20 protein-coding genes are annotated in these 20,232 nt (G+C 70.4%); 12 read left to right on the forward strand and 8 right to left on the reverse strand.

Annotated features, from left to right (window positions below; translation table 11 throughout):
* The first annotated feature begins 4 nt into the window (after window positions 1–4).
* From E0493_RS03400 to E0493_RS03410, 3 genes are read left to right on the forward strand one after another with little or no spacing between them, the layout of a single operon-like run.
* Window positions 5–736, forward strand: coding sequence for a class I SAM-dependent methyltransferase (locus E0493_RS03400; protein WP_202396876.1), 732 nt, complete (start codon window positions 5–7; stop codon window positions 734–736).
* Window positions 737–748: 12 nt separating this feature from the next.
* Complete coding sequence (locus E0493_RS03405) at window positions 749–1,753, forward strand: glycosyltransferase family 2 protein (RefSeq protein ID WP_160935501.1); 1,005 nt, start codon at window positions 749–751, stop codon at window positions 1,751–1,753.
* Entirely contained in the window at window positions 1,750–2,085 is a 336-nt protein-coding gene (locus E0493_RS03410; RefSeq protein WP_160935502.1) for a DMT family transporter, read from the forward strand. Before E0493_RS03405 ends, E0493_RS03410 begins: the two co-directional genes overlap by 4 nt.
* A gap of 46 nt (window positions 2,086–2,131) precedes the next feature.
* On the opposite strand, the gene hmpA is transcribed toward E0493_RS03410, so the two are convergent.
* Window positions 2,132–3,346 carry an NO-inducible flavohemoprotein gene (gene hmpA / locus E0493_RS03415; RefSeq protein WP_160935503.1) on the reverse strand — a complete coding sequence of 405 codons (1,215 nt, stop codon included), beginning with the start codon at window positions 3,344–3,346 and terminating at the stop codon, window positions 2,132–2,134.
* 79 nt (window positions 3,347–3,425) lie between these two features.
* On the opposite strand from hmpA, the gene E0493_RS03420 reads away from it, so the two are divergent.
* The gene (locus E0493_RS03420) at window positions 3,426–3,887 is read left to right on the forward strand and encodes an RrF2 family transcriptional regulator (RefSeq protein WP_160935504.1); all 462 of its coding nucleotides are present in this window, start codon (window positions 3,426–3,428) and stop codon (window positions 3,885–3,887) included.
* Window positions 3,888–3,922: 35 nt separating this feature from the next.
* Here E0493_RS03420 and E0493_RS03425 read toward each other — a convergent pair whose 3' ends face one another.
* Window positions 3,923–5,512, reverse strand: a complete 1,590-nt coding sequence (locus E0493_RS03425; protein ID WP_160935505.1) for a gamma-glutamyltransferase — start codon at window positions 5,510–5,512, stop codon at window positions 3,923–3,925.
* 140 nt (window positions 5,513–5,652) lie between these two features.
* On the opposite strand from E0493_RS03425, the gene E0493_RS03430 reads away from it, so the two are divergent.
* On the forward strand, window positions 5,653–7,824 hold the full coding sequence (locus tag E0493_RS03430) for a malate synthase G (RefSeq protein WP_160935506.1): 2,172 nt from the start codon (window positions 5,653–5,655) through the stop codon (window positions 7,822–7,824).
* A gap of 143 nt (window positions 7,825–7,967) precedes the next feature.
* A complete protein-coding gene (locus E0493_RS03435; protein WP_160935507.1) occupies window positions 7,968–9,230 on the forward strand; it encodes an MFS transporter in 1,263 nt (420 codons plus the stop codon).
* Between the two features lie 13 nt (window positions 9,231–9,243).
* Here the strand turns inward: E0493_RS03435 and E0493_RS03440 are convergent, their stop codons facing one another.
* Both E0493_RS03440 and E0493_RS03445 read right to left on the reverse strand, forming a co-directional pair.
* A complete protein-coding gene (locus E0493_RS03440) occupies window positions 9,244–9,810 on the reverse strand; it encodes a GNAT family N-acetyltransferase (protein ID WP_160935508.1) in 567 nt (188 codons plus the stop codon).
* A gap of 1 nt (window position 9,811) precedes the next feature.
* The gene (locus E0493_RS03445; protein ID WP_160935509.1) at window positions 9,812–11,254 is read right to left on the reverse strand and encodes a M20 family metallopeptidase; all 1,443 of its coding nucleotides are present in this window, start codon (window positions 11,252–11,254) and stop codon (window positions 9,812–9,814) included.
* A gap of 171 nt (window positions 11,255–11,425) precedes the next feature.
* Between E0493_RS03445 and E0493_RS03450 the strand changes: the two genes are divergently transcribed.
* The 4 genes from E0493_RS03450 to E0493_RS03465 are packed head-to-tail and all read left to right on the forward strand — an operon-like array spanning window position 11,426 to window position 13,839.
* Window positions 11,426–11,860: an MgtC/SapB family protein gene (locus tag E0493_RS03450; protein WP_160935510.1), complete on the forward strand. Its 435-nt coding sequence runs from the start codon at window positions 11,426–11,428 to the stop codon at window positions 11,858–11,860.
* 42 nt (window positions 11,861–11,902) lie between these two features.
* Window positions 11,903–12,607, forward strand: a complete 705-nt coding sequence (locus E0493_RS03455; RefSeq protein WP_160935511.1) for an ATP12 family chaperone protein — start codon at window positions 11,903–11,905, stop codon at window positions 12,605–12,607.
* Window positions 12,608–12,628: 21 nt separating this feature from the next.
* Window positions 12,629–12,904: an acylphosphatase gene (locus tag E0493_RS03460; protein WP_160935512.1), complete on the forward strand. Its 276-nt coding sequence runs from the start codon at window positions 12,629–12,631 to the stop codon at window positions 12,902–12,904.
* A 5-nt stretch (window positions 12,905–12,909) separates the two neighbouring features.
* A complete protein-coding gene (locus E0493_RS03465; protein WP_160935513.1) occupies window positions 12,910–13,839 on the forward strand; it encodes a glycosyltransferase family protein in 930 nt (309 codons plus the stop codon).
* Window positions 13,840–13,881: 42 nt separating this feature from the next.
* On the opposite strand, the gene E0493_RS03470 is transcribed toward E0493_RS03465, so the two are convergent.
* The gene (locus E0493_RS03470; protein ID WP_160935514.1) at window positions 13,882–14,961 is read right to left on the reverse strand and encodes an amino acid ABC transporter substrate-binding protein; all 1,080 of its coding nucleotides are present in this window, start codon (window positions 14,959–14,961) and stop codon (window positions 13,882–13,884) included.
* Window positions 14,962–15,286: 325 nt separating this feature from the next.
* Between E0493_RS03470 and E0493_RS03475 the strand changes: the two genes are divergently transcribed.
* Window positions 15,287–16,453 carry a multidrug effflux MFS transporter gene (locus tag E0493_RS03475; RefSeq protein WP_160935515.1) on the forward strand — a complete coding sequence of 389 codons (1,167 nt, stop codon included), beginning with the start codon at window positions 15,287–15,289 and terminating at the stop codon, window positions 16,451–16,453.
* 204 nt (window positions 16,454–16,657) lie between these two features.
* Here the strand turns inward: E0493_RS03475 and guaA are convergent, their stop codons facing one another.
* The gene (gene guaA, locus E0493_RS03480; protein WP_160935516.1) at window positions 16,658–18,220 is read right to left on the reverse strand and encodes a glutamine-hydrolyzing GMP synthase; all 1,563 of its coding nucleotides are present in this window, start codon (window positions 18,218–18,220) and stop codon (window positions 16,658–16,660) included.
* A gap of 138 nt (window positions 18,221–18,358) precedes the next feature.
* Here guaA and E0493_RS03485 point away from each other — a divergent pair, with 138 nt between their 5' ends.
* Entirely contained in the window at window positions 18,359–19,108 is a 750-nt protein-coding gene (locus E0493_RS03485) for a DUF1028 domain-containing protein (protein WP_160935517.1), read from the forward strand.
* 7 nt (window positions 19,109–19,115) lie between these two features.
* Here E0493_RS03485 and E0493_RS03490 read toward each other — a convergent pair whose 3' ends face one another.
* Window positions 19,116–19,463 carry an antibiotic biosynthesis monooxygenase family protein gene (locus E0493_RS03490; protein ID WP_160935518.1) on the reverse strand — a complete coding sequence of 116 codons (348 nt, stop codon included), beginning with the start codon at window positions 19,461–19,463 and terminating at the stop codon, window positions 19,116–19,118.
* 230 nt (window positions 19,464–19,693) lie between these two features.
* On the reverse strand, window positions 19,694–20,206 hold the full coding sequence (gene infC, locus E0493_RS03495; RefSeq protein WP_160935630.1) for a translation initiation factor IF-3: 513 nt from the start codon (window positions 20,204–20,206) through the stop codon (window positions 19,694–19,696).
* Window positions 20,207–20,232 lie beyond the last annotated feature (26 nt).

The following is a 20,232-nucleotide window of genomic DNA, read 5'->3' on the forward strand; positions in this document are numbered from 1 at the left end:
CCTGATGGATTCGGCTGAGGAAGGAATGTGGTGGTACCGCGCCCTCCGCACCCGAATCGAAGCGATGCTGCGCACCGGGGCGGCGCCTGCGGGACCGTGGCTCGATGTCGGCTGCGGCACGGGCGGCCTGCTCCGCCACTTGGCGCAGGCCTTTCCCGGCCAGGCGCTGCACGGGCTGGAATACAACCCGCGCGCCGCGCGCCGCGCGGCCACGAAGTCCGGCGCCGCCGTCGCGGCGGGGGACGCCGCCGCCCTGCCCTTTCCTGATGCCGCCTTCGCCGCGGTGACCAGCCTCGACGTGCTCTGCCACCATGCGGTGGACCAGTCGAGGGCGCTGGCCGAGATGCGGCGCGTCCTGCAGCCGGGCGGGCTGCTGGTGCTGAACCTGCCGGCCTTCCGCTGGCTGCACTCCGCGCATGACCGCCGCGTGCACAATTCCCGCCGCTACACGGCGCGGGAGGCCCGCGCGCTGCTGGATGGCGCGGGGCTGACCCCTATCCAGGTAGGCTACTGGAACAGCCTGTTGTTGCCGTTGATGGTGGCGCAGCGCAAACTGCTCGCACGCGGCAAAGACGCCGCCAGCGACGTCGCCGTGTTTCGGCCCTGGCTCGATTCCCTGCTGTTCCGGACCACCGAGATGGAGGCCGCCCTGGCCCGCCGCGGCCTGGGCTTTCCAGCGGGCGGATCGGTGCTCGCCGTCGCTTTCCGCCCGCAAACGGCTGCACCCGTTCCGTAGAGAATCCCGCAGATGACGTTTCTCTCTCCACCCGAGCCCGCCGCCGCCATCGGCCTGTCCATCGTCGTGCCGGTCTATCGCGGCGCGGACACGGTGGGCCAGCTGGTTGCGGCGCTCTCCGCCCTGAAGCCCGCGGGCGGCCTCGAGATCGTGCTCGTCAACGACGGCAGCCCCGACAACAGCGGCGAGGTCTGCCGCGCGCTCGCCGCCAGCGCCTCCGTGCCGCTGACCTATGTCGAGCATGCCCGCAACTTCGGCGAGCACAACGCCGTCATGACCGGGCTCCGGCATGTGCGCGGGCGCTACGTCATCACCATGGATGACGACCTGCAGAACCCGCCGGAGGAGGTTGTGCGGCTCTACGACCATGCCCGGCTGGGTGGCTGGGACGTGGTCTATACCCGCTACGGCGAAAAGAAGCACGAGCCCTGGCGCAATCTCGGCTCCCGCTTCGCCAACTGGGTGGCGGACCAGCTGATGGACAAGCCGAAGGGGCTCTATCTCTCCTCCTTCCGCTGCATGTCGGCGCTCGTGGCGCGGGAGGTCGCGCGCTACGCCGGCCCTTATCCCTACGTGGACGGGCTGATCATGCAGGTGACGCAGCGCATCGACAGCATCGAGGTGATGCACCTGGCGCGCGCGCAAGGCCGTTCCAACTACACGCTGCGCCGGCTGATCCGGCTCTGGCTCAACCTCGCCACCAACTTCTCCCTCCTGCCGCTGCGGCTGGCGATGTTCGCCGGGGTCGGCATGGGCGTGCTCGGCATGGTGGGGGCCGCGTTCACCATCATCGAGGCCCTGACGCAGGACACGCCGTCCGGCTGGGCCTCGATGATGACGATGATGCTGCTGCTGGCCGGGGTGCAGTTCCTGATCCTGGGCGTGCTTGGCGAGTATGTCGGCCGCGCGTTCCTTTCGGCCAACGGCAAGCCGCAGGGGGTGGTGCGCGAGGTCGTCGGCACCGGCGCGCCGCAGGAGGAGGCCCTGGTCCGGCCGCAGCAGGCGCCGGACGCATGATGCTCTCCTGGCTGGTGCTCGCCGCCGCCATCTGCACCTCGCTCTGCGGGCAGATCCTGCTGAAGGCGGGCACGCTTGGCGGCGGAAACTTCCTGCACCAGCTGTTCCGCTGGCAGACCATCGTCGGCCTCGGCTTCTACGGCGGCGCGGCGATGCTCTACATCGTCGCCCTCCGCAAGCTGCCGATGAGCGTGGCGCTGCCCTGCACGGCCGCCTCCTACATCATCGTCGCGCTGATCGGGCATTTCGCCTTCGGGGAGGCGCTCGGGCTGCAGAAGCTCGCCGCCATCGGGCTGATCTCGGCCGGCGTGGTGCTGCTCGCCACGGCCTGACCGGCGGAAGGCCCCGGAGGCGCGCGCCTCCGGGGCCAGGGGGATGTCAGGCGGCGAGCAGCTCGTCGGCGGGCCCGAAGAACTCGTAGTGGATCCGGCCGGCCGGCACGCCGGCCTGCCGCAGCCCGCCCACGAAGGCGGAGAGGAAGGGCCGTGGGCCACACAGGAAGTGGTCGGCCTCGGCGAGCGGCGTGTTGTCGCGCAGCCAATCCATGGTGATGCGCCCCTCCAGGTCGAAGGTGGCGCCCCTCGCGTCCTGTGGCCGCGGGCATTCGTAGAAGGCGACCGTGCGGATGGCGCCGCCCGAGGCGGCGGCCAGCGCCTTCGCCCGCGCGCCGAGGGCGTGCGTCGCACCGGACAGCGTGCCATGCACGAACTGCACAGGCCTCGCCCGGGGCGCCGCCGCAAGGGCTTCCAGCATGCTCATCAGCGGGGTCTGGCCAACGCCGCCGCTCAGCAGCACCACCGGGCGCTCCGCCCCCTCCGGCAGCACGAACTCGCCGGCCGGGGCGGCAACCTTGAGCCGGGCGCCAGGCTGCACCGCATCGTGCAGCCAGTTGGAGGCCAGGCCCATCGGCTCCCGCTTCACGGTGATGCGGTATTGCCGGCTGTCCGGCGCGGAGGAAATGCTGTAGTTGCGCTTCAGCGGCGCATGGCCGGGAACTTCCAGCCAGAAGGTCAGGTACTGACCCGGCCGGTGCCGCAGCACGGCGCCGCCATCGGCGGGGGCCAGGATGAAGGAGGCGATGGTTTCGCTCTCCCGCACCTTCTCCCGCACCACGAAGTCGCGCCAGCCGGCCCAGCCGCCGGGGGCGGCGGCGTGCTCCGCGTAGATCTGCGCCTCACGCCCGATCAGCACATCGGCGAGGAACCAGTAGGCTTCGCCCCAGGCTTCGAGGATCTGCGGCGTCGCCGCATCGCCCAGCACGTCCCGGATGGCGCCGAGCAGCGCCTCGGCCACGTAGGGATAGTGCTCGGGCAGGATGTTCAGCCCGACATGCTTCTGCGCGATCCGCTCCACCGCCGCGGTCAGCACGCCGAGGTTGTCGATGTTCTGCGCATAAGCCAGCACGGCGTTCGCCAGGGCCTTGGGCTGCGAGCCCGTCTCTCCGTGGTGGGACTGGTTGAACAGGTCGCGGATCGCCTCGTTCCGGAACATCCGCTCGTACATGCGGCGCGTGATGGCGAGGCCATGGGCCTGCAACGCCGGCACCGTCGCCTTCACCAGGGAAACCGTCGTGTCGCTGAGCTGGCGGGGCATCATCCGCTCCATAAGGTGTATGAACGATGCACCTTATAGGCACCCTGGCGAAAAGATGTAAAGGCGCTACATCTTCTCAATGCGCCTGACCCTGCACACCGATTACGCCCTGCGCGCGCTGATCTATCTCGGCCTGCGGCCGGGGCGCCGCGTCTCCATCCGGGAGATCGCGGCGGCGCACCGCATTTCGGAAAACCATCTGGTGAAGGTGGTGCACAACCTTGGCCGCGGCGGCTTCATCGAGACGGTGCGCGGGCGCGGTGGCGGACTGCAACTGGCGCGGCCGCCGGAGCAGATCCGCGTCGGCGACGTGGTGCGCTTCACCGAGGAGGACATGGCGCTGGTGGCCTGCTTCCAGTCGGCGGAGGGCGCGGGCTGCGCGCTGGTGAATGCCTGCCGGCTGCAATCCCTGCTGGGGGAGGCGCTCGGCGCCTTCATGGCCGTGCTGGACGGCAGGACGCTGGCCGACCTGCTGGCGCCGCCGAACTGGGCGGCCATGAGCGCGCGGCTGGGCCTGGCAGCGGCCGCGCCCGGCGCCTGAAGCGGGGAAGGCTGCGCCCTCCCCGCGCCGGACCGTCAGTGCGCCGCGATGGCGGCCGACCAGGGCGTCATCACGTCGCTGATGCCGGCGAAGCCTTCGGCCTCCTTCCGGATCAGGTTGGGGCAGGCGAAGTTCACCGGCAGCACGGCGTGCTCCACCACCGCCAGCCTGCCCTGCGCCTCCAGCGCCGCCAGCACGTCGGCCGGCAGGCGGCGATCGGCGGTGGCGCCCTCCGGGCCGGAAACATCGATGCGCGGGTGGTGCGCCGCCGCCACCGGGTCCATGCCGAAATCCAGGCTGAAGGCCAGCATCTGGTACACCGAGGCCAGGATGCGCCGCCCGCCCGAGGCGCCCAGCGCCATCACCGGCCCTTTCCCGTCCGAGACCGTCACCGGGCACATGTTGCACAGCGGCCGGGCACCGGGGCGGATGGCATTGGCCGAGCCCGGCTGCGGGTCGAACCACATCATGCCGTTGTTCATCAGCACGCCCGTGCCCGGAAGCACCACGCGGCTGCCCATGGAGGAGAGCAGTGTGGTGGTCATCGCCACCATGTTGCCCGCGGCGTCCACCACCGTCAGGTGGGTGGTGCAGGTCTCGGAGGGCTCGGGCGGGGTGCTGGCGGCGCCCAGCCCTTCCAGCCGCTCGGCATAGGCGTTGCGCATGGTGCGGGCGAGCGCGCTGAACCAGGCGGCGTCGGGCCTCAAGGGGGCGTCGAACCGCGCCATCTCCTCCACCACGCGCGCCAGGGTGGGCGCCGCCGTCAGACCGCCGGCACCTTGCAGGGTGATGCCATCCCGCCAGGGGATCGACAGCGCCGGCCGGATGCGAGCCTGGCAGTCGCGCAGATCCGCGGCGGAGAGGCGGCCGCCCATCGCCTTCACGTCGGCGGCGATGGAGGCGGCGATCTCGCCTTCGTAGAAGTCGCGCCAGCCGGCGTCGCGCAGGCGCTCCAGCGTCTCGGGCAGGCGGCCCTGGGTGAAGAAGCCCGGCGCACCCTGGTAGGGGGCGACCGGCGGCAGCCCGTCCGGCAGGTAGATGCGCGCGCTCTCCGGATAGAGCTTCAGCACCTTGGCGGAGTTCGCCACCTTCAGCGTGGTGTACCAGTCCTGCGCCAGGCCGCGCCGCGCCAGGGCGATGGCCGGGCCCAGCAGCTCGGCCAGCGGGATGCCGCTGCCGAAGCGCTCGGCCAGGGTGGCGTATCCCGCAACCGAGGACGGGATGGCGAAGGAGAGCGGGCCATGGATGTTGCGGTCGCCCTCCACCTCCGGCCAGGCGAAGAGGTCCTGCTTCATCCTGCCGGTCATCGGGTAGTCGGCCGGGTTGCTGGCGGCCGGGGCGACGGGGCCGAAATCCACCAGCTCGGCGTTCGGGCTGCCGGCCTTGTGCACCACCGCGAAGCCGATGCCGCCAAGGCCGGAGTTCCAGGGTTCCATGCTGGCGAGCGCAAAGGCGGTGGCGACGGCCGCGTCCGCCGCGTTGCCGCCGGCCTCCAGCACCGCCACCCCCGCCTCTGCGGCCGCCCGGCTCTGGCTGGCGACGATGCCCCGGGCGCCGCGCGCGGCCGGCTTGGTCACCTGCCAGTGCTGGGTGGTGAAGGGCGGCGGCGTGCAGGAGATCGGCATCGGGACGGTCCTCGAACAGCTTCGACGGGCCGAGGGTCCACCCGTTGCGCCGCGACGGCAATCCCCTGCCCGGCCTGCCCCTGTGGCTTCCACCGCCATTTGCGGGTTAACTGCCGGCCGGATGCGGCAGGGAGAGACCGATGGCCGATAAGCGAAGGACCAGGGCGCTGGACGTGGCACCGCCGCTGAAGGCCTTCATTGAAGGCGAGGCGCTGCCGGGCACGGGCATCGCGCCGGAAACCTTCTGGGACGCCTACCGCGCCATCCTGGCCGAGATGGCGCCGCGCAACGCCGAATTGCTGGCCGAGCGCGACAGGCTGCAGGCCAGGCTCGACGACTGGCACCGCAAGCACCCGGCCAGACCGGTGGATCGCGCCGCCTACCGCGCCTTCCTGGAGGAGATCGGCTACCTTCTGCCCGATCCCGGCGCGGTCGGTGTCACCACCGCCAATGTGGACCCGGAGATCGCCAGCATCGCCGGACCGCAGCTCGTGGTGCCGGTGAACAACGCCCGCTACGCGCTGAACGCCGGCAACGCCCGCTGGGGCAGCCTCTATGATGCGCTCTACGGCACCGATGCCATCCCCGAGGACGGCGACCTGGCGCGGGGCGCAGGGGGCAAGGGCGGCTTCAACCGCGCCCGCGGCGAAAAGGTGATCGCCCGCGCCCGCGCCCTGCTCGACGAGGCCGCGCCGCTGATCGGCGGCTCCTGGGCGGATGTGGGGGGGCTCAGCGTGGTCGCCGGGGTGCTGGTGGTGGCGCTGATGGAGGGCGGTGCCACGGCGCTGCGGGACTCCGCGCAGTTCGCGGGCTTCACCGGCACGCCGGAGGCACCCACCGCCATCCTGCTGCGCAACCACGGCCTCCACCTGGAGGTCAAGCTCGACAAGGCGCACCCGATCGGCCGCGAGGACCCGGCCGGCATCGCCGACGTGCTGCTGGAATCCGCCGTCTCCACCATCATGGACTGCGAGGATTCGGTCGCCGCGGTGGATGCCGAGGACAAGGTGGCGGTCTACCGCGCCTGGCTCGGGCTGATGAGGGGCGACCTGGAGGCCAGCTTCGAGAAGGACGGCCGCACCCTCACCCGTCGCCTGAACCCGGACCGCAGCTACACCACCCCCGAGGGCGGCACGCTGACGCTGCCTGGCCGCAGCCTGATGCTGGTGCGCAACGTCGGCCACCACATGATGACCGACGCCGTGACGCTGGGCGGCAAGGAGACGCCGGAGACCATCCTCGACGCGCTCACCACCGTCGCCATCGCGCTGCACGACATCAAGGGCCGGCGGATGAACAGCCGCGCCGGCAGCGTCTACATCGTGAAGCCGAAGATGCACGGGCCGAAGGAGGTGGCCTGGGCGGATGAGCTCTTCGGCCGCATCGAGGACGCCTTCGGCCTGGAGCGGAACACGCTCAAGATGGGCATCATGGACGAGGAGCGACGCACCACCGTCAACCTCCGCGCCTGCATCGCCGCCGCCAAGGGGCGCGTCGCCTTCATCAACACCGGCTTCCTCGACCGCACCGGCGACGAGATCCACACCGACATGGAAGCCGGCCCGGTGCTGCGCAAGAACGACATGAAGGGCGCCGCCTGGATCAAGGCCTACGAGGACTGGAACGTCGATGCCGGCCTGGGCTGCGGGCTGCGCGGCAAATCCCAGATCGGCAAGGGCATGTGGGCGGCGCCGGACCGGATGGCCGACATGCTGGCGCAGAAGATCGGCCACCCCAGGGCCGGCGCCAGCACCGCCTGGGTGCCCTCCCCCACCGCCGCCACGCTGCACGCGCTGCACTACCACGCGGTGGACGTCGCCGCCCGGCAGGCCGAGATCGCCAAGGGTGGCCCGCGCGCGAAGCTCGACGACCTGCTGACCATCCCGCTGAGCGACAGCAACTGGTCGCCGGCCGACGTGCAGGCGGAACTGGACAACAACTGCCAGGGCATCCTCGGCTATGTCGTGCGCTGGGTGGACCAGGGCGTCGGCTGCTCGAAGGTGCCGGACATCAATGATATCGGCCTGATGGAGGACCGCGCGACCCTGCGCATCTCCGCCCAGCACATCGCCAACTGGCTGCGCCATGGCATCGTCAGCGAGTCGCAGGTGCGCGACACGCTGCGCCGCATGGCGGCCGTGGTGGACCAGCAGAACGCCACCGACCCCGCCTACACCCCGATGGCACCCGGCTTCGAGGGGCCGGCCTTCCAGGCCGCGTGCGACCTCGTCTTCGAGGGCGCGAAGCAGCCCAACGGCTATACCGAGTTCATCCTCCACCGCCGCCGCCGCGAGGCGAAGCGGGGAAGCTGACGCGAGGCCGGGGGAGGCGCCTCCCCCGGCTCCGCTTCGCTGCCAGGTTCTCGCTGGCGGGGCGGACGGCCATGCCGCCGGCCCTCTCCCGACCTGATGCGTGGCCGCTTTACTTTCCGCCGGCCCGGGCGGAAGCAGAAGCGATGAACGCTGATGCCAGAGGGGCCGACGCCCCGCGGAGTCCCGCGCCGGAAGCGCCCCCCGCCGAAGCCGCCGCGCCCAACTGGCAGCGCACCCTGTTCCTGATGATCGGCATCCAGCTCGGCATGAATATGGGCTTCACCGTGCTGAGCCCGGTGATGCCGCTCTTCCTGCCCGAGCTGGGAGTGCGCGGGGAGGCGGCGGTCAACATGTGGGCCGGCGTGCTTTCGACGGTGACGCCGCTGGTCGCCGCCTTCGCCTCCCCGCTCTGGGGCCGGGTGGCGGACCGGCGGGGCCGCAAGCTGATGGTGCTGCGCTCCTGCTTCGCCATCGCCCTCTTCATCGGCCTGATGAGCCTGGCCGCCAATGTCTGGCAGTTCATGGGGCTGCGCGCCCTGATGGGCGTCTTCGCCGGGTTCAACGCGGCGACCATCTCGCTGGTCGCGAGCCAGGTGCCGCCCAATCGCCTGGGCTACTCGCTGGGCTGGCTCAGCACCGGGCAGCTCGTGGGCACGCTGATCGGGCCGCTTCTGGGCGGCTTCGTCGCCGACGTCACCGGCTCCTACCGGATGCCTTTCGTGTTCACCTCCGGCATATGCGCGCTGTGCGGCGTTCTGGCGCTGGTCCTGGTGAAGGAGCGGTTCAGCCCGCCCAAGGCGGGTGCCAGCAAGGCGTCGCTGCTCCAGAGCTTCGCGATCCTGGCGCGCTCGCCGGGGCTGCTGCCGCTGTTTGTCGTGCTGCTGCTCGCGCAGTTCGGCGTGCAGGCGGTGCAGCCGGTGGTGACGCTCTATGTGCAGCAACTGGCCGGCCCGGTGCCCGCCCTGGCCACCCTGGGCGGGCTCGCCTTTTCCGTGACGGGCGTGGCGGACCTGATCGCCTCCCCCTTCCTGGGCCGCCGGTCGGACGTCCTGGGCTATCGCCGCGTGCTGCTGATCGCTCTGGGCGGCGCCGCCCTGGCCAGCGCGCCGCAGGCCTTCGTTCCGGACTACTGGAGCTTCGTCGCGGCGCGCTTCGCGCTGGGGCTGTTCATCGGCGGCATCCTGCCCACCGCCAATGCGCTGGTCGGCCGCCTGGCGCCCGCAGGGGACCGGGGTTCGGTCTATGGCGTCACCGCCTCGGCGATGTTCCTGGGGCAGTCGCTCGGGCCGCTCTCGGGCGGCGCCATCGCGGCCACGCTGGGCCTGAACTGGGTGTTTCTTGTCACCGCCGTGCTGCTGGCCGCCAATCTCGCATGGGTCTGGGCCAAGGTGCCGGAGGTGCGGTAGGCGGAGGGGGGCCTCAGCGCGGCGGCGTGTCGCCCAGCCGCTTCTGCAGCAGCACGAGGTCGAGCCACTGGCCGAACTTGCAGCCGACCTGCGGCATCAGGGCGACGCGCTGGAAGCCGAGCTTCTCGTGCATCCGCAACGAGGGCGCGTTCGCCGCGTCCACCGACGCCACCATCACATGCTTGTCGAGCATGCGCGCCTCATGCTCCAGCGCCGTGACAAGCGCGCAGCCCACGCCTCGTCCCCGCGTATCCGTGCGGATATGCACGGAATGCTCGACGGTATGGCGGAAACCGGGCCAGTTGCCCCGGAACTCGGCGAAGCTGGCGAAGCCGAGCACGTCGCTGTCGTGGCACCCGAGCGCCACCAGCACCGGGAAGCCTCGCGCGCGGCGCTGGCGCCACCATTGGAGGCGCTGCTCCAGCGTCTCGGGCTGCTCGGTGTAGACCGCGGTGCTGGTGGCCACCACCTCGTTGAAGATGGCGCTGATGCCCGCCAGGTGCCCCTCGCCCGCCGGGCAGATCGTCACGGCGGGGAAGGTGGCCGACAGAAGGTGCGAGTCCAGTCCGCCGGCCAGCATGTCAGGCGCTCCGGGCCGCGCGCAGCGGTGGCGCCTTCACCTCGGGCGGAATGGGGCAGGTGTAAGGCTTGCCGCCGGTGCGGCGCTGCAGCTCGGCCTTGGCGCGGGCCAGCAGCTCGGGGTCGCGCATGGCGTCGAGCGCCGTGGCGGCCATCGCCTTGGCGGCGTGCAGCATGCCCTTGTGCGCCGCCGGGCTCTTGCCCTGCGCCACCATCTGCCAGGTGTGGAAGGGGGTGCCGATGGCGTAGTTGGCGCCCCAGCACTGCACCGTCGGCACGATGCGGGAAACGTCGCCCACGTCGGTCGAGCCGGCGTTGAAGCGCGAGGTGCCGTCGAAGGGCAGAATCTCCTCCGGCAGGGCCTGCGCGCCGGTCTCGGGCGGGGCGCCAAAGCTTTCCACCCCGCTTTCGATGTCCTCCGGCGTCAGGCTGGCGCGGATCGCCTCGGCGAAGGCGAGGTCCGCGGCGTCGAAGCGCGGCGCGCCGATGCGGCGGAGGTTTTCGTGCATCGTCATCTCCAGGACCGTGTTGGGCACCACCTCGGAACAGGCCTTGTCGATGCTGACGGTGAGCTGCGTCTCCGTCATGTGCGCCGCCCCCTCGGCGCAGCGGCGGACGCGGGCGAACAGCGACTCCGCCTGCGCCACCTTCGGCGCGCGGATGAGGTAGAGCACCTCGGCCTGCGCCTGCACCACGTTGGGCGAGACGCCGCCGGCATCGGTGATGGCGTAGTGCACCCGCCAGTCCGAGGGGATATGCTCGCGCAGGTAGTTCACGCCCATGTTCATGATCTCGACGGCGTCGAGCGCCGAGCGGCCGAGATGCGGGCTGCCCGCGGCATGGGCGGGGCGGCCCTTGAAGCGGAAATAGACCTGGAAATTGGCCAGCGTGAGGCTGGACATCACGCCGGCATAGGTACCGGGATGCCAGCAGATGGCGGCATCCAGGTCGTTGAAGGCCCCTTCGCGCGCCATGAAGGTCTTGCCCGAGCCGCCTTCCTCGCCAGGGCAGCCGTAGTAGCGGATGGTGCCGGGGCGGCCCTCGGCGGCCAGGCTGTCGCGGGCCGCGACGGCGGCCAGCATCGCGCCGGCGCCGAGCAGGTTGTGGCCGCAGCCATGGCCGCTGCCGCCCGGCTCCAGCGGCGCGGCTTCGGCCGAGCCGGCCTGCTGCGAGAGGCCCGCCAGCGCGTCGAACTCGCCGAGGAAGCCGATCACCGGGCCGCCCTCGCCCGCCTCGGCCATGAAGGCGGTGGGCAGGCCGGCGACGCTGCGGGTGATGCGGAAGCCCTCGGCCTCCAATGTGGCGATCTGCGCCGCGACGGAACGGTGCTCGGCGAAGCGCAGCTCGGCGAAACCCCAGATGGTGTCCGCCAGCGCGGTGTAGGCCGGCCCCTTGGTGTCGATCTGCGAGGAAAGGGCATCGATATTGAGCGAATCGTTGCGCATCGCGGCCTGTCGTGTTGCAGCCGGATTAATCTACACGTCCGGCGGATTTACGAAAGCTCAACCATACCGCGAAGCACGGCGCGGCGGGACCGCCCCAGATCGTCGTCCGGCAACTCCCAGCCCGCGCAATCCGTTCTGCATTCCTGGTTTGCGGCAGAGGGCGGAGGCGGCATGGTGCTGGAGGAACCCACCCTTCTCGGCCAGGCACGCGATCTGTTGATCGCCTATGCCTTGGCCTTTCCCATCGGCTGGGACCGGGAGCGAAGCGACCGGAGCGCGGGCATTCGCACCTTCCCCCTGGTGGCGCTGGCGTCCTGCGGCTTCCTGCAGGCCGCCGAGCCGCTGATTTCCGGCGATGCCGGCGCCACCGCGCGGGTCATGGAAGGGCTGATCACCGGGATCGGCTTCATCGGCGGTGGTGCCATCATTCGCAGTGGGCAACGGGTGCATGGCACGGCCACCGCCGCGGGCCTCTGGGTCACGGGGGCCATCGGCGTGGCCACGGCGCTGCACTCCTATGCCGTGGCGGTTGTTCTCTCGGCCGCCACCATCGCCACCCTCAGGGGCTTGCAGATGCTGAAATACGATCGCGACGAGTCGGAGTGACTCCCTCTTGGCGAAGCCATCCCGCCGCCACATAAGCCGGTCATGAAGCGTTTCTGGGACCGGGCTGCCGCCGCACCGGTAGAAGGCGGCTACACCGTATTGCTGGATGGGCGCCCCCTGCGCCTGCCGGGCCGGGGAGGCCTGGTGCTGCCGCGCGCTCCCCTGGCCGAGGCCATCGCCCTGGAATGGCAGGAGGCCGGCGGTGCCCAGGGCGGCGAGATGCGGCTGGAAGAGGTGCCGCTGACCCGCGTGGTGACCACCGCCCTGGAGCGCATGGCGCCCGACCCGGCGCCCAGCGTCGCCGCGATCGCCAAATATGGCGAGACCGACCTGCTCTGCTACCGCGCCCAGGAACCACCCCTGGCCGCCCGCCAGGCCGAGGCGTGGCAGCCACTGCTGGACTGGGCCGCCCTGCAGCTTGACGCTCCCATGCGGACCACCACCGGGGTCATGCCGGTGGCGCAGGCGCCCGAAGCCCTGGCCGCGTTGCGCGCCGCGCTGGCGGAGTTGCCGGTGCTGGAGCTGGCGGCGCTGGGTGTCGCCGTGCCCGCCCTCGGCAGCGTCGTGCTGGGGCTGGCGCTGGCGCGGGAAAGGGTGGACGCGGAGGAGGCCTGCCGCCTGGCTTTCCTGGATGAGGCTTTTCAGCAGGAGTTGTGGGGCGTGGACGAGGAAGCAGTGGCGCGGCAGGAGGCTGTGGTGAAGGATGTGAAGCTCGCCGGGCGCCTTCTGGCGCTTGCCCGCGCCTGACATGCCGCTAGGGAGATGACGATGGACGCCAAGCGGGTCCGCATCCGCGGCCGGGTGCATGGTGTCGGATACCGGGACTGGATGGTGCGGGAAGCCACGCGTCTTGGCGTGCAGGGCTGGGTTCGCAACTGTGCCGACGGCAGCGTCGAGGCACTGGTGGCTGGCGACGCGGCGGCTGTGGGCGCCCTGCTGACCGCCTGCCGCGCCGGTCCTCCTCTTGCCCGCGTCGAGTCCATCGATGAGGATTTCGCCGATCCTCCGGCCGACCCCGGATTCCGCCGCGCGCCGACCCTGTGAGCCGCATGCACGACATCGATACGCCCATCATCCTCTATTCCTTCGACCGGCCGGGCTATCTGGAACGTGTCTGCGCCTCCCTCGCCGACCAGCGTGGCGTGCGCTTCGACCCGGGGAGAATCTGGCTGCTGCAGGACGGCGCCACCTCCGCGCGGACGGGCCGGCGCCATGGCGATGCGCAGGCGATCGACGAGAGCATCTCGGTGTTCCGCCGGTACTTCCCGCGAGGGCAGGTGCGGGAAAGCAGGCACAACCTGGGAGTGGCCCGCAACATCCTGCGCGGCGAGCGGCTGGTGTTCGAGGAGCTGGGCGCGGAGCTCGGCTACTTCTTCGAGGACGACCTGGAGCTTGGACCCTGGTACCTGTACGCGCTGGAGGCGCTCCGCCTGCGCACGGCCGCTTTCGATCGGGTCGCCTACTTCGCCGCCTATGGCGATCACCGCCGCGACTATCCCGGCCCGGAAGTGAAGTACATCCCGCTGGAGCACCACTGGGGCTTCGGATTGCGGCGCCACGCCTGGCTGCGGATCATGCAGTGGCTCGCGCCTTATTACGCGCTGCTCGGAGACCTGGACTACAACGACAGGCCGCACCGGCAGATCTTCGAGCTCTACCGGCCACTCAGCATCGCCACCGAGGCTTCGTCGCAGGACGCGGCCAAGAGCATCGCCTGCCTGGAGCTCGGATTGAGCCGGCTGATGACCACCGTCTCCTTCGGGCGCTACATCGGCGAGCGCGGCAACTCCTTCTCGCCCGAGCATTTCCGCAACATGGGCTTCGACCGGATGCGGATCGCCGGCAGCGAGACCTACGACTTCCTGCCGCTCACCGAGGCGAAGCTCGACGAGATCGACGGCTTCCACCGCCGCCACTACGAGCGGCTGCGGCGGGAGCGCTTCGACGTCATCCTGGCCGCGCACCCGCCCCGCGGCTGAGCGGCGGAGGAAGGGTAGCCTCCCCTCCCCGGCCCTTCTCCCTCAGCGCATCGGCGGGGCGTATTGCAGGCCGCCCTTGGTCCAGAGGTTGTTGATGCCGCGCTGCACGCCCATCGGCGTGATGTTGCGCTCCCAGATCTCGCCGAAGTTGCCGACCTGCCGGATGACGTTGACGGCCCAGTCCGGCTGCAGGCCGAGCATCTTCCCAAGGTCGCCGGTCTTGCCCATGAAGCGCTGCACGTCGGGGTTGTCGCTGTCGGCGAAGCTGTCGATGTTCTTGCTGGTGATGCCCAGCTCTTCCGCGATCAGTGTCGCGAAATGGGTCCAGCGGACAACATCAAAGAACTTCCAGTCGCCCTTGCGTACCGCGGCGCCGAGCGGCTCCTTCGAGATGATCTCCGGCAGCAGCAGATACTGGCTGGCATTCGGGCCCTGGCTCATCCGGAAGGCGGCGAGCGAGGAAGAGTCGGTGGTGTAGGCATCGCAGCGGCCGGCGATGAACGCCTTGTACACCTCTTCCACCGTCTCGATGACCACTGGCGTGAACTGCAGGCCCTGGGTGCGGAAGTAGTCGGCCAGGTTCAGTTCGGTGGTGGTGCCGGGCTGGACGCAGATGCTGGCGCCGGCAAGCTGCTTCGCCGAGGTGACGCCGGAGCTCGTCTTCACGATGAAGCCCTGGCCGTCATAGAAATTGACCGAGGCGAACTCCAGGCCGAGCGCTCCCTCGCGGCCGAGCGTCCAGGTGGTGTTGCGCGCCAGCATGTCCAGCTCGCCCGATTGCAGGGCGGTGAAGCGGTTCTGCGTGGTCGTGTTGATGAACCGCACCTTCTTCGCGTCGCCGAAGATGGCGGCCGCAACGGTGCGGCAGGTATCCGCGTCCAGCCCGCGCATCTCGCCGCGGCTGTCGGGGGCGCTGAAGCCCGCCACCTGCCCGGCCACGCCGCAAAGCAGCGTGCCCCGGCTGCGGATGGCGTTCAACGTTTCGGAGGCGGACTGCGCAGGCGCAGACTGCGCAGGGGCAGACTGCGCGGCCGCAGGGCTGGCGCAGACCAGCATGGAGGCGACAACGAGCCCAGCAGTGGCGGCGGCCCCGCCGGCGGCGGCAAGCACGGAACGGAACACGGTGCTCTCCCTGTGTTGTCAGGCCGGCATGGCAGACCGGCAGGAAACGCAGTGTTCAGGGACAAAACCGCTTCCGCAAGGACCAAACGACGTTGCGGAGAGCAGAAAGGCGCGGAACTTGCGCGGCAAAGCGGCAAAGCTGCGGCTTTCTTGCTTATCGTTCTCCTCTCGAACCTGATCTTCCCCCTGAGCGGGTCACCAAGCCTCCTTCAACTGTGCCCCTCGGCCCCTGGCGATGCCGCTCCTCTCCCTTCATCCTTGGGCGTCGCTGCACCGCGGCACGTCGCTGCGCCTGCCCCGCCACATCCCCTCGCCGGATCTGTTCATGCCTGCCTGGCTACCTCTGCTGCTCGGTTTCCTGACAGCGATCGGGCCGCTCTCCACCGACATGTACCTGCCTTCCTTTCCGGCCATCGAGGCCGGCTTCGGCACGGCAGCCGGCTCGGCCGAGCTGACCCTCGCCACCTGGTTCCTCGGCCTCGCCGTGGGTCAGCTGGTGCAGGGGACGCTGGGGGACCGGCTTGGCCGGCGCCGCCCCCTGCTTGCCGGGCTGGCTGTCTACATGCTGGGCTCGGCCGGCTGCGCGCTCTCCACAAGCATCGAGATGCTGGCGTTCTTCCGCTGCGTCGCCGCTTTCGGAGGCTCGGCGAGCATGGTGCTGCCGCGCGCGGTGGTGCGCGACCTGGCCGACGGGCACGCGGCCGCCAGGTTGATGTCCAAGCTGATGCTGGTGATGGGCGCGGCGCCGATCCTGGCGCCCAGCCTGGGCGGCCTCATGCTCTCGGTGGGCGGCTGGCGGCCGATCTTCTGGTTCGGCGCCGTGTATTCCGTCTGCTCCTTTCTGCTGGTGTGGCGGCTGCTGCCGGAAACCCTCCCCGCCGAGCGCCGCCTGCGCCTCGGCGCCGCCGCGCAGTTGCTGCGCTACCTGCAGATCCTGCGCGAGCGCAGCTTCCTGACCCATGTGGCGATGGGTTGCGCCGCCATGTTTCTCATGTTCGCCTATGTCGGCGGCTCGGCAGCGGTGTTCGTCGGCATGTTCGGCATGGCGCCGACGCATTTCGGCATCCTGTTCGGCGTGAATGCCGCCGGCTTCATCCTCTTCTCGCAGCTCAACCCGCCCCTGCTGCTGCGCCTCGGGCCGCGGCGCCTGGTGCGGCTGGCCGGCATCGTCATCCTGGCGGCGGCCCTGGCGCTCACCGCGATCGCCTTCAGCGGCCCGACGCATTGGCTGGCCGTCATCGCACCCGTCTTCGTGGCGATGTCCTGCTGCGCGCTGGTGATGCCGAACGCCGCCGTGGGGGCGCTCAGCCGGCACGCCATCCAGGCAGGCTCCGCCTCCGCGCTCATGGGAACGCTGCAGTTCAGCGTCGCCGGCACCAGCGGCGTGCTGCTGAGCCACTTCGCCGACGGTACCGCGCGGCCGATGGCGGCCCTGATGCTGGCGGGCGCGGTCGGCATCGTCGTGGCCGAACGGCTGCGGCCGGAAAGCTGAGCCGCCGCGCCGGGCGGTATCACTGCGCCATCGGCGGCCGTCAGGCGCGCGGGGTGGCCGAACTCTCCAAAGGCACGAGCGAGGCCCCGAAGGCCCCGCATTCTCCCAGGCTCGCTTCGCCGCGCCGGAACTGTCGCCGCGGGAAAGCGGGTGCCGACCGCGGGCAGCGAAGGAAGGCCGGCGCGGTTGCCGCCGGTCCTCCCCTCATTCCCACTCGATGGTGCCGGGCGGCTTCGAGGTGATGTCGTAGGTCACGCGGTTGATGCCGCGCACCTCGTTCACGATGCGCCCCGCCACACGGGTCAGGAACTCCATGGTGAAGGGATAGACATCGGCCGTCATGCCGTCGGTCGAGGTGACGGCGCGCAGGGCGCAGGCCTGGTCGTAGGTGCGGCCATCACCCATCACGCCCACGGTGCGCACCGGCAGCAGCACGGTGAAGGCCTGCCAGATGGCGTCGTAGAGGCCGGCGGCGCGGATCTCCTCCAGGAAGATGCTGTCGGCCTTCTGCAGGATCTGCACCTTCTCCCGCGTGACCTCGCCGGGGATGCGGATGGCCAGGCCCGGCCCCGGAAAGGGATGCCGGCCGACGATCTCCTCCGGCATGCCCAGCTCGCGGCCAAGGGCGCGCACCTCGTCCTTGAACAGGTCGCGCAGCGGCTCGACCAGCCGCATCCGCATATCCTCCGGCAGGCCGCCGACATTGTGGTGCGACTTGATGGTGACGGAAGGGCCGCCGGTGGCCGAGACGCTCTCGATCACATCCGGATAGAGCGTGCCCTGGGCCAGGAACTCGGCGCCGCCGATCTTCGCCTGCTCCTCCTCGAAAACCTCGATGAACAGCCGGCCGATGGTCTTGCGCTTCTTTTCCGGGTCGGTGACGCCTTCGAGCTGGCCAAGGAAAAGATCCGAGGCGTCGCGGTGCACGAGCTTGATGTTGAAGCGGTCGCGGAAGGTGCGAATGACCTGCTCCGCCTCGCCCGCACGCATCACGCCGTGGTCCACGAAGATGCAGGTGAGCTGGTCGCCGATCGCCTCATGGATCAGCACCGCCGCCACCGAGGAATCCACGCCGCCGGAAAGGCCGCAGACCACGCGCCCCTCGCCCACCTGCGCGCGGATGCGGGCAATGGCCTCGGCGCGGAAGGCCGCCATGGTCCAGTCTCCCCCGCAGCCGCAGACGCCATGGGTGAAGTTCCTCAGGAGCTGGGCGCCATGCGGGGTGTGCACCACCTCGGGATGGAACTGGATGCCGTAGAAGTGCCGGGCGTCGTCGGCGATCATCGCCAGCGGCGAGCCTTCGCTGGTGGCGACGATGCGGAAGCCTTCGGGGAGTTCCGAGACATAGTCGCCATGGCTCATCCAGACCTGCTCGCGCGCGCCGGGGGACCATACGTCCCGCGTCAGGGCGCAGGCCTCCCGCACCTCGACATAGGCGCGGCCGTATTCCTGATGATCGCCCCGTGCCACGGTGCCGCCGAGCTGGGCGCACATGGTCTGCTGGCCGTAGCAGATGCCGAGCACGGGAATGTCCATCCCGAACACCACCTGCGGGGCACGGGGGCTGCCCTCCTCCGCCACGCTGGCCGGCCCGCCCGAGAGGATGATGCCCTTGGGCGCGAAGGACTGGATCCGCGCGGCATCGGCCGTGAAGGGCCAGACTTCGCAATAGACGCCGGACTCGCGCACGCGGCGCGCGATCAGCTGCGTCACCTGGCTGCCGAAGTCGAGGATCAGGATGCGGTCGTGGGAGGAGAGGTCGGCCATGGGCCAGCTTGCACCACAACAACGTGCCCAAGACAAGACTTTCGCGCCGCGCAACAGAGTTGCGGCGGGCGCCCACTTGATCCCGCCGGGCGGCTGCCGCCACCCTGGCGGCGTGCAACCGGAAGGAATCCGTCGGCGATGACCTGGTCGATCGTGGCGCATGACCCAGAGAGCGGCGCCTTCGCCGTGGCGGTGACCACCTGCGCCTTCGCCGTCGGGGCTTCCTGTCCCTACGTCCGGGCCGGCGTGGGCGCCGTCTCCACCCAGTCCTTCACCAATCGCTACCTCGGCCCTGCGGTGCTGGACGGCATGGCGCGCGGCCTTTCCCCCGCGGCGGCCATCCAGGGTGCGCTTGCCGGCGACGAGGGGCGCGACCTGCGGCAGATCCATGCCGTGGACCGCCACGGCAAGAGCGCCGCCTGGACCGGCGCGAGCTGCGTCGAATGGGCGGGCAGCCAGTCCGGCCCTGGCTTCAGCGTCGCCGGCAACATGCTGTCCGGCCCGGCGGTGGTGGGCGAGACGGCAGCCACCTTCGCCTCCGCCGCCTCCCTGCCCCTGCCGGAGCGCCTCATGCTGGCGCTCGATGCCGGCGAGGCGGCCGGCGGCGACCGCCGCGGCCGGCAGTCGGCGGCGATGAAGCTGGTCACCACCGAGGATTTTCCCGACCTCGACCTGCGGGTGGACGACCATACGGTGCCCCTCACCGAGCTGCGCCGGCTGCTCGGCATCTGGCGGCGGGAGCGCGCGCCCGCCCTGGCCTTCGCGCCGCGCAAGGCCGACCCGGCCGGCCTGACCGACCGCGCGCTGATCGAGGCCGGCTGGCGCGCGCGCGGTCTCGACCTCCGCTTCCCCGACCGCAAGGGCGGCGCGGCGCCGGCGGAGGGCTGAGCCCGCCTCAGGCGCCGAGCGCGGCGCGGCTGTCCGTTGGCGCCGCGTCGCGCTCGCCCATGCCATAGTCCCGCAGAACGGCACCCACGCGCAGCCGGTAGTTCGCGAACACGCCTCCGCGGCCGGCGGCCTGGCTGGCACGGTGGGCAGGCCGGTTGCGCCAGGCGACGAGAGCAGCCTCGTCACGCCAGAAGGAGAGGGAGAGCAGCTTGCCCGGCTCGCTCAGGCTGGAGAAGCGTTCGACCCCCAGGAAGCCCTCGGTGCTTTCCAGCTCCGTTCGCAAGGCCGCGGCAAGGTCGAGATAGTCCTGCCGGCGCCCTTCAGCGGGCCAGACCTCGAAAATGACGGCGATCATCGCGCGCGCCAGGACCTGGGCGCGGTGGAGGCCCAATCCGGGCCTTGGGTCCGAAAGCAGGTGGAAAGGCGGTTCATGGAAGGCTCACCTCCTGATGGAAGGAGCATCATAGCAGCCGCTGGCGGTGCATGCCTCGGCCGGGACCGAAGCATGGGCGGGACCGAAGCATGGGCGGAAGAAGAAGCCGCGCCAGCGCGCTTGGCCGGAGGGCGACCTCCGGCCCGGCCCGCTTACTTGGGCGCCAGCACCATGATCATCTGGCGGTTCTCCAGGCGCGGCATCTGCTCGACCTTGGCCATCTCGGCCAGCTCGGTGCGGATGCGCTCCAGAACCTTCACGCCCAGATCCTGGTGGGCCATTTCACGGCCGCGGAAGCGCAGGGTGACCTTCACCTTGTCGCCTTCCTCGATGAAGGACTTGGCCGCGCGCATCTTCACGTCGTAGTCGTGGTCATCAATGTTCGGACGAACCTTGATTTCCTTGATCTCGACGATCTTCTGCTTCTTGCGGGCCTCGTTGGCCTTCTTCTGCTGCTCGTACTTGTACTTGCCGTAGTCGGTGATCTTGCACACCGGGGGCACGGCATTCGGGCTGATCTCCAGAAGATCCATGCCCAGGTCATAGGCGCGCAACAGCGCTTCGCGCGCGCTCATCACGCCGATCATTTCGCCGTCTTGATCGATCAGGCGGACCTGCGGGACGCGAATATCTTCGTTGACCCGCGGTCCATCGCGGGCGGGCAGCTGGTTCGGAATAGGGCCTCGGGCCA

Origin of the sequence: Teichococcus coralli (assembly GCF_009829925.1) — a bacterium.
Taxonomy (GTDB): Bacteria; Pseudomonadota; Alphaproteobacteria; order Acetobacterales; family Acetobacteraceae; genus Pseudoroseomonas; species Pseudoroseomonas coralli.

Bases quoted from the DNA above. Each gene is read 5' to 3' on its own strand.
- E0493_RS03420 (WP_160935504.1), top strand. From the start codon at position 3,426: ATGCGCCTGACCCTGCACACCGATTACGCCCTGCGCGCGCTGATCTAT.
- E0493_RS03410 (WP_160935502.1), top strand. From the start codon at position 1,750: ATGATGCTCTCCTGGCTGGTGCTCGCCGCCGCCATCTGCACCTCGCTC.
- E0493_RS03405 (WP_160935501.1), top strand. From the start codon at position 749: ATGACGTTTCTCTCTCCACCCGAGCCCGCCGCCGCCATCGGCCTGTCC.
- E0493_RS03430 (WP_160935506.1), top strand. From the start codon at position 5,653: ATGGCCGATAAGCGAAGGACCAGGGCGCTGGACGTGGCACCGCCGCTG.
- E0493_RS03440 (WP_160935508.1), bottom strand. From the start codon at position 9,810: ATGCTGGCCGGCGGACTGGACTCGCACCTTCTGTCGGCCACCTTCCCC.
- E0493_RS03400 (WP_202396876.1), top strand. From the start codon at position 5: ATGGATTCGGCTGAGGAAGGAATGTGGTGGTACCGCGCCCTCCGCACC.
- E0493_RS03425 (WP_160935505.1), bottom strand. From the start codon at position 5,512: ATGCCGATCTCCTGCACGCCGCCGCCCTTCACCACCCAGCACTGGCAG.
- E0493_RS03460 (WP_160935512.1), top strand. From the start codon at position 12,629: ATGGACGCCAAGCGGGTCCGCATCCGCGGCCGGGTGCATGGTGTCGGA.
- E0493_RS03475 (WP_160935515.1), top strand. From the start codon at position 15,287: ATGCCTGCCTGGCTACCTCTGCTGCTCGGTTTCCTGACAGCGATCGGG.
- E0493_RS03435 (WP_160935507.1), top strand. From the start codon at position 7,968: ATGAACGCTGATGCCAGAGGGGCCGACGCCCCGCGGAGTCCCGCGCCG.
- guaA (WP_160935516.1), bottom strand. From the start codon at position 18,220: ATGGCCGACCTCTCCTCCCACGACCGCATCCTGATCCTCGACTTCGGC.
- E0493_RS03465 (WP_160935513.1), top strand. From the start codon at position 12,910: ATGCACGACATCGATACGCCCATCATCCTCTATTCCTTCGACCGGCCG.
- hmpA (WP_160935503.1), bottom strand. From the start codon at position 3,346: ATGCCCCGCCAGCTCAGCGACACGACGGTTTCCCTGGTGAAGGCGACG.
- E0493_RS03490 (WP_160935518.1), bottom strand. From the start codon at position 19,463: ATGATCGCCGTCATTTTCGAGGTCTGGCCCGCTGAAGGGCGCCGGCAG.
- E0493_RS03450 (WP_160935510.1), top strand. From the start codon at position 11,426: ATGGTGCTGGAGGAACCCACCCTTCTCGGCCAGGCACGCGATCTGTTG.
- E0493_RS03485 (WP_160935517.1), top strand. From the start codon at position 18,359: ATGACCTGGTCGATCGTGGCGCATGACCCAGAGAGCGGCGCCTTCGCC.
- E0493_RS03445 (WP_160935509.1), bottom strand. From the start codon at position 11,254: ATGCGCAACGATTCGCTCAATATCGATGCCCTTTCCTCGCAGATCGAC.
- E0493_RS03455 (WP_160935511.1), top strand. From the start codon at position 11,903: ATGAAGCGTTTCTGGGACCGGGCTGCCGCCGCACCGGTAGAAGGCGGC.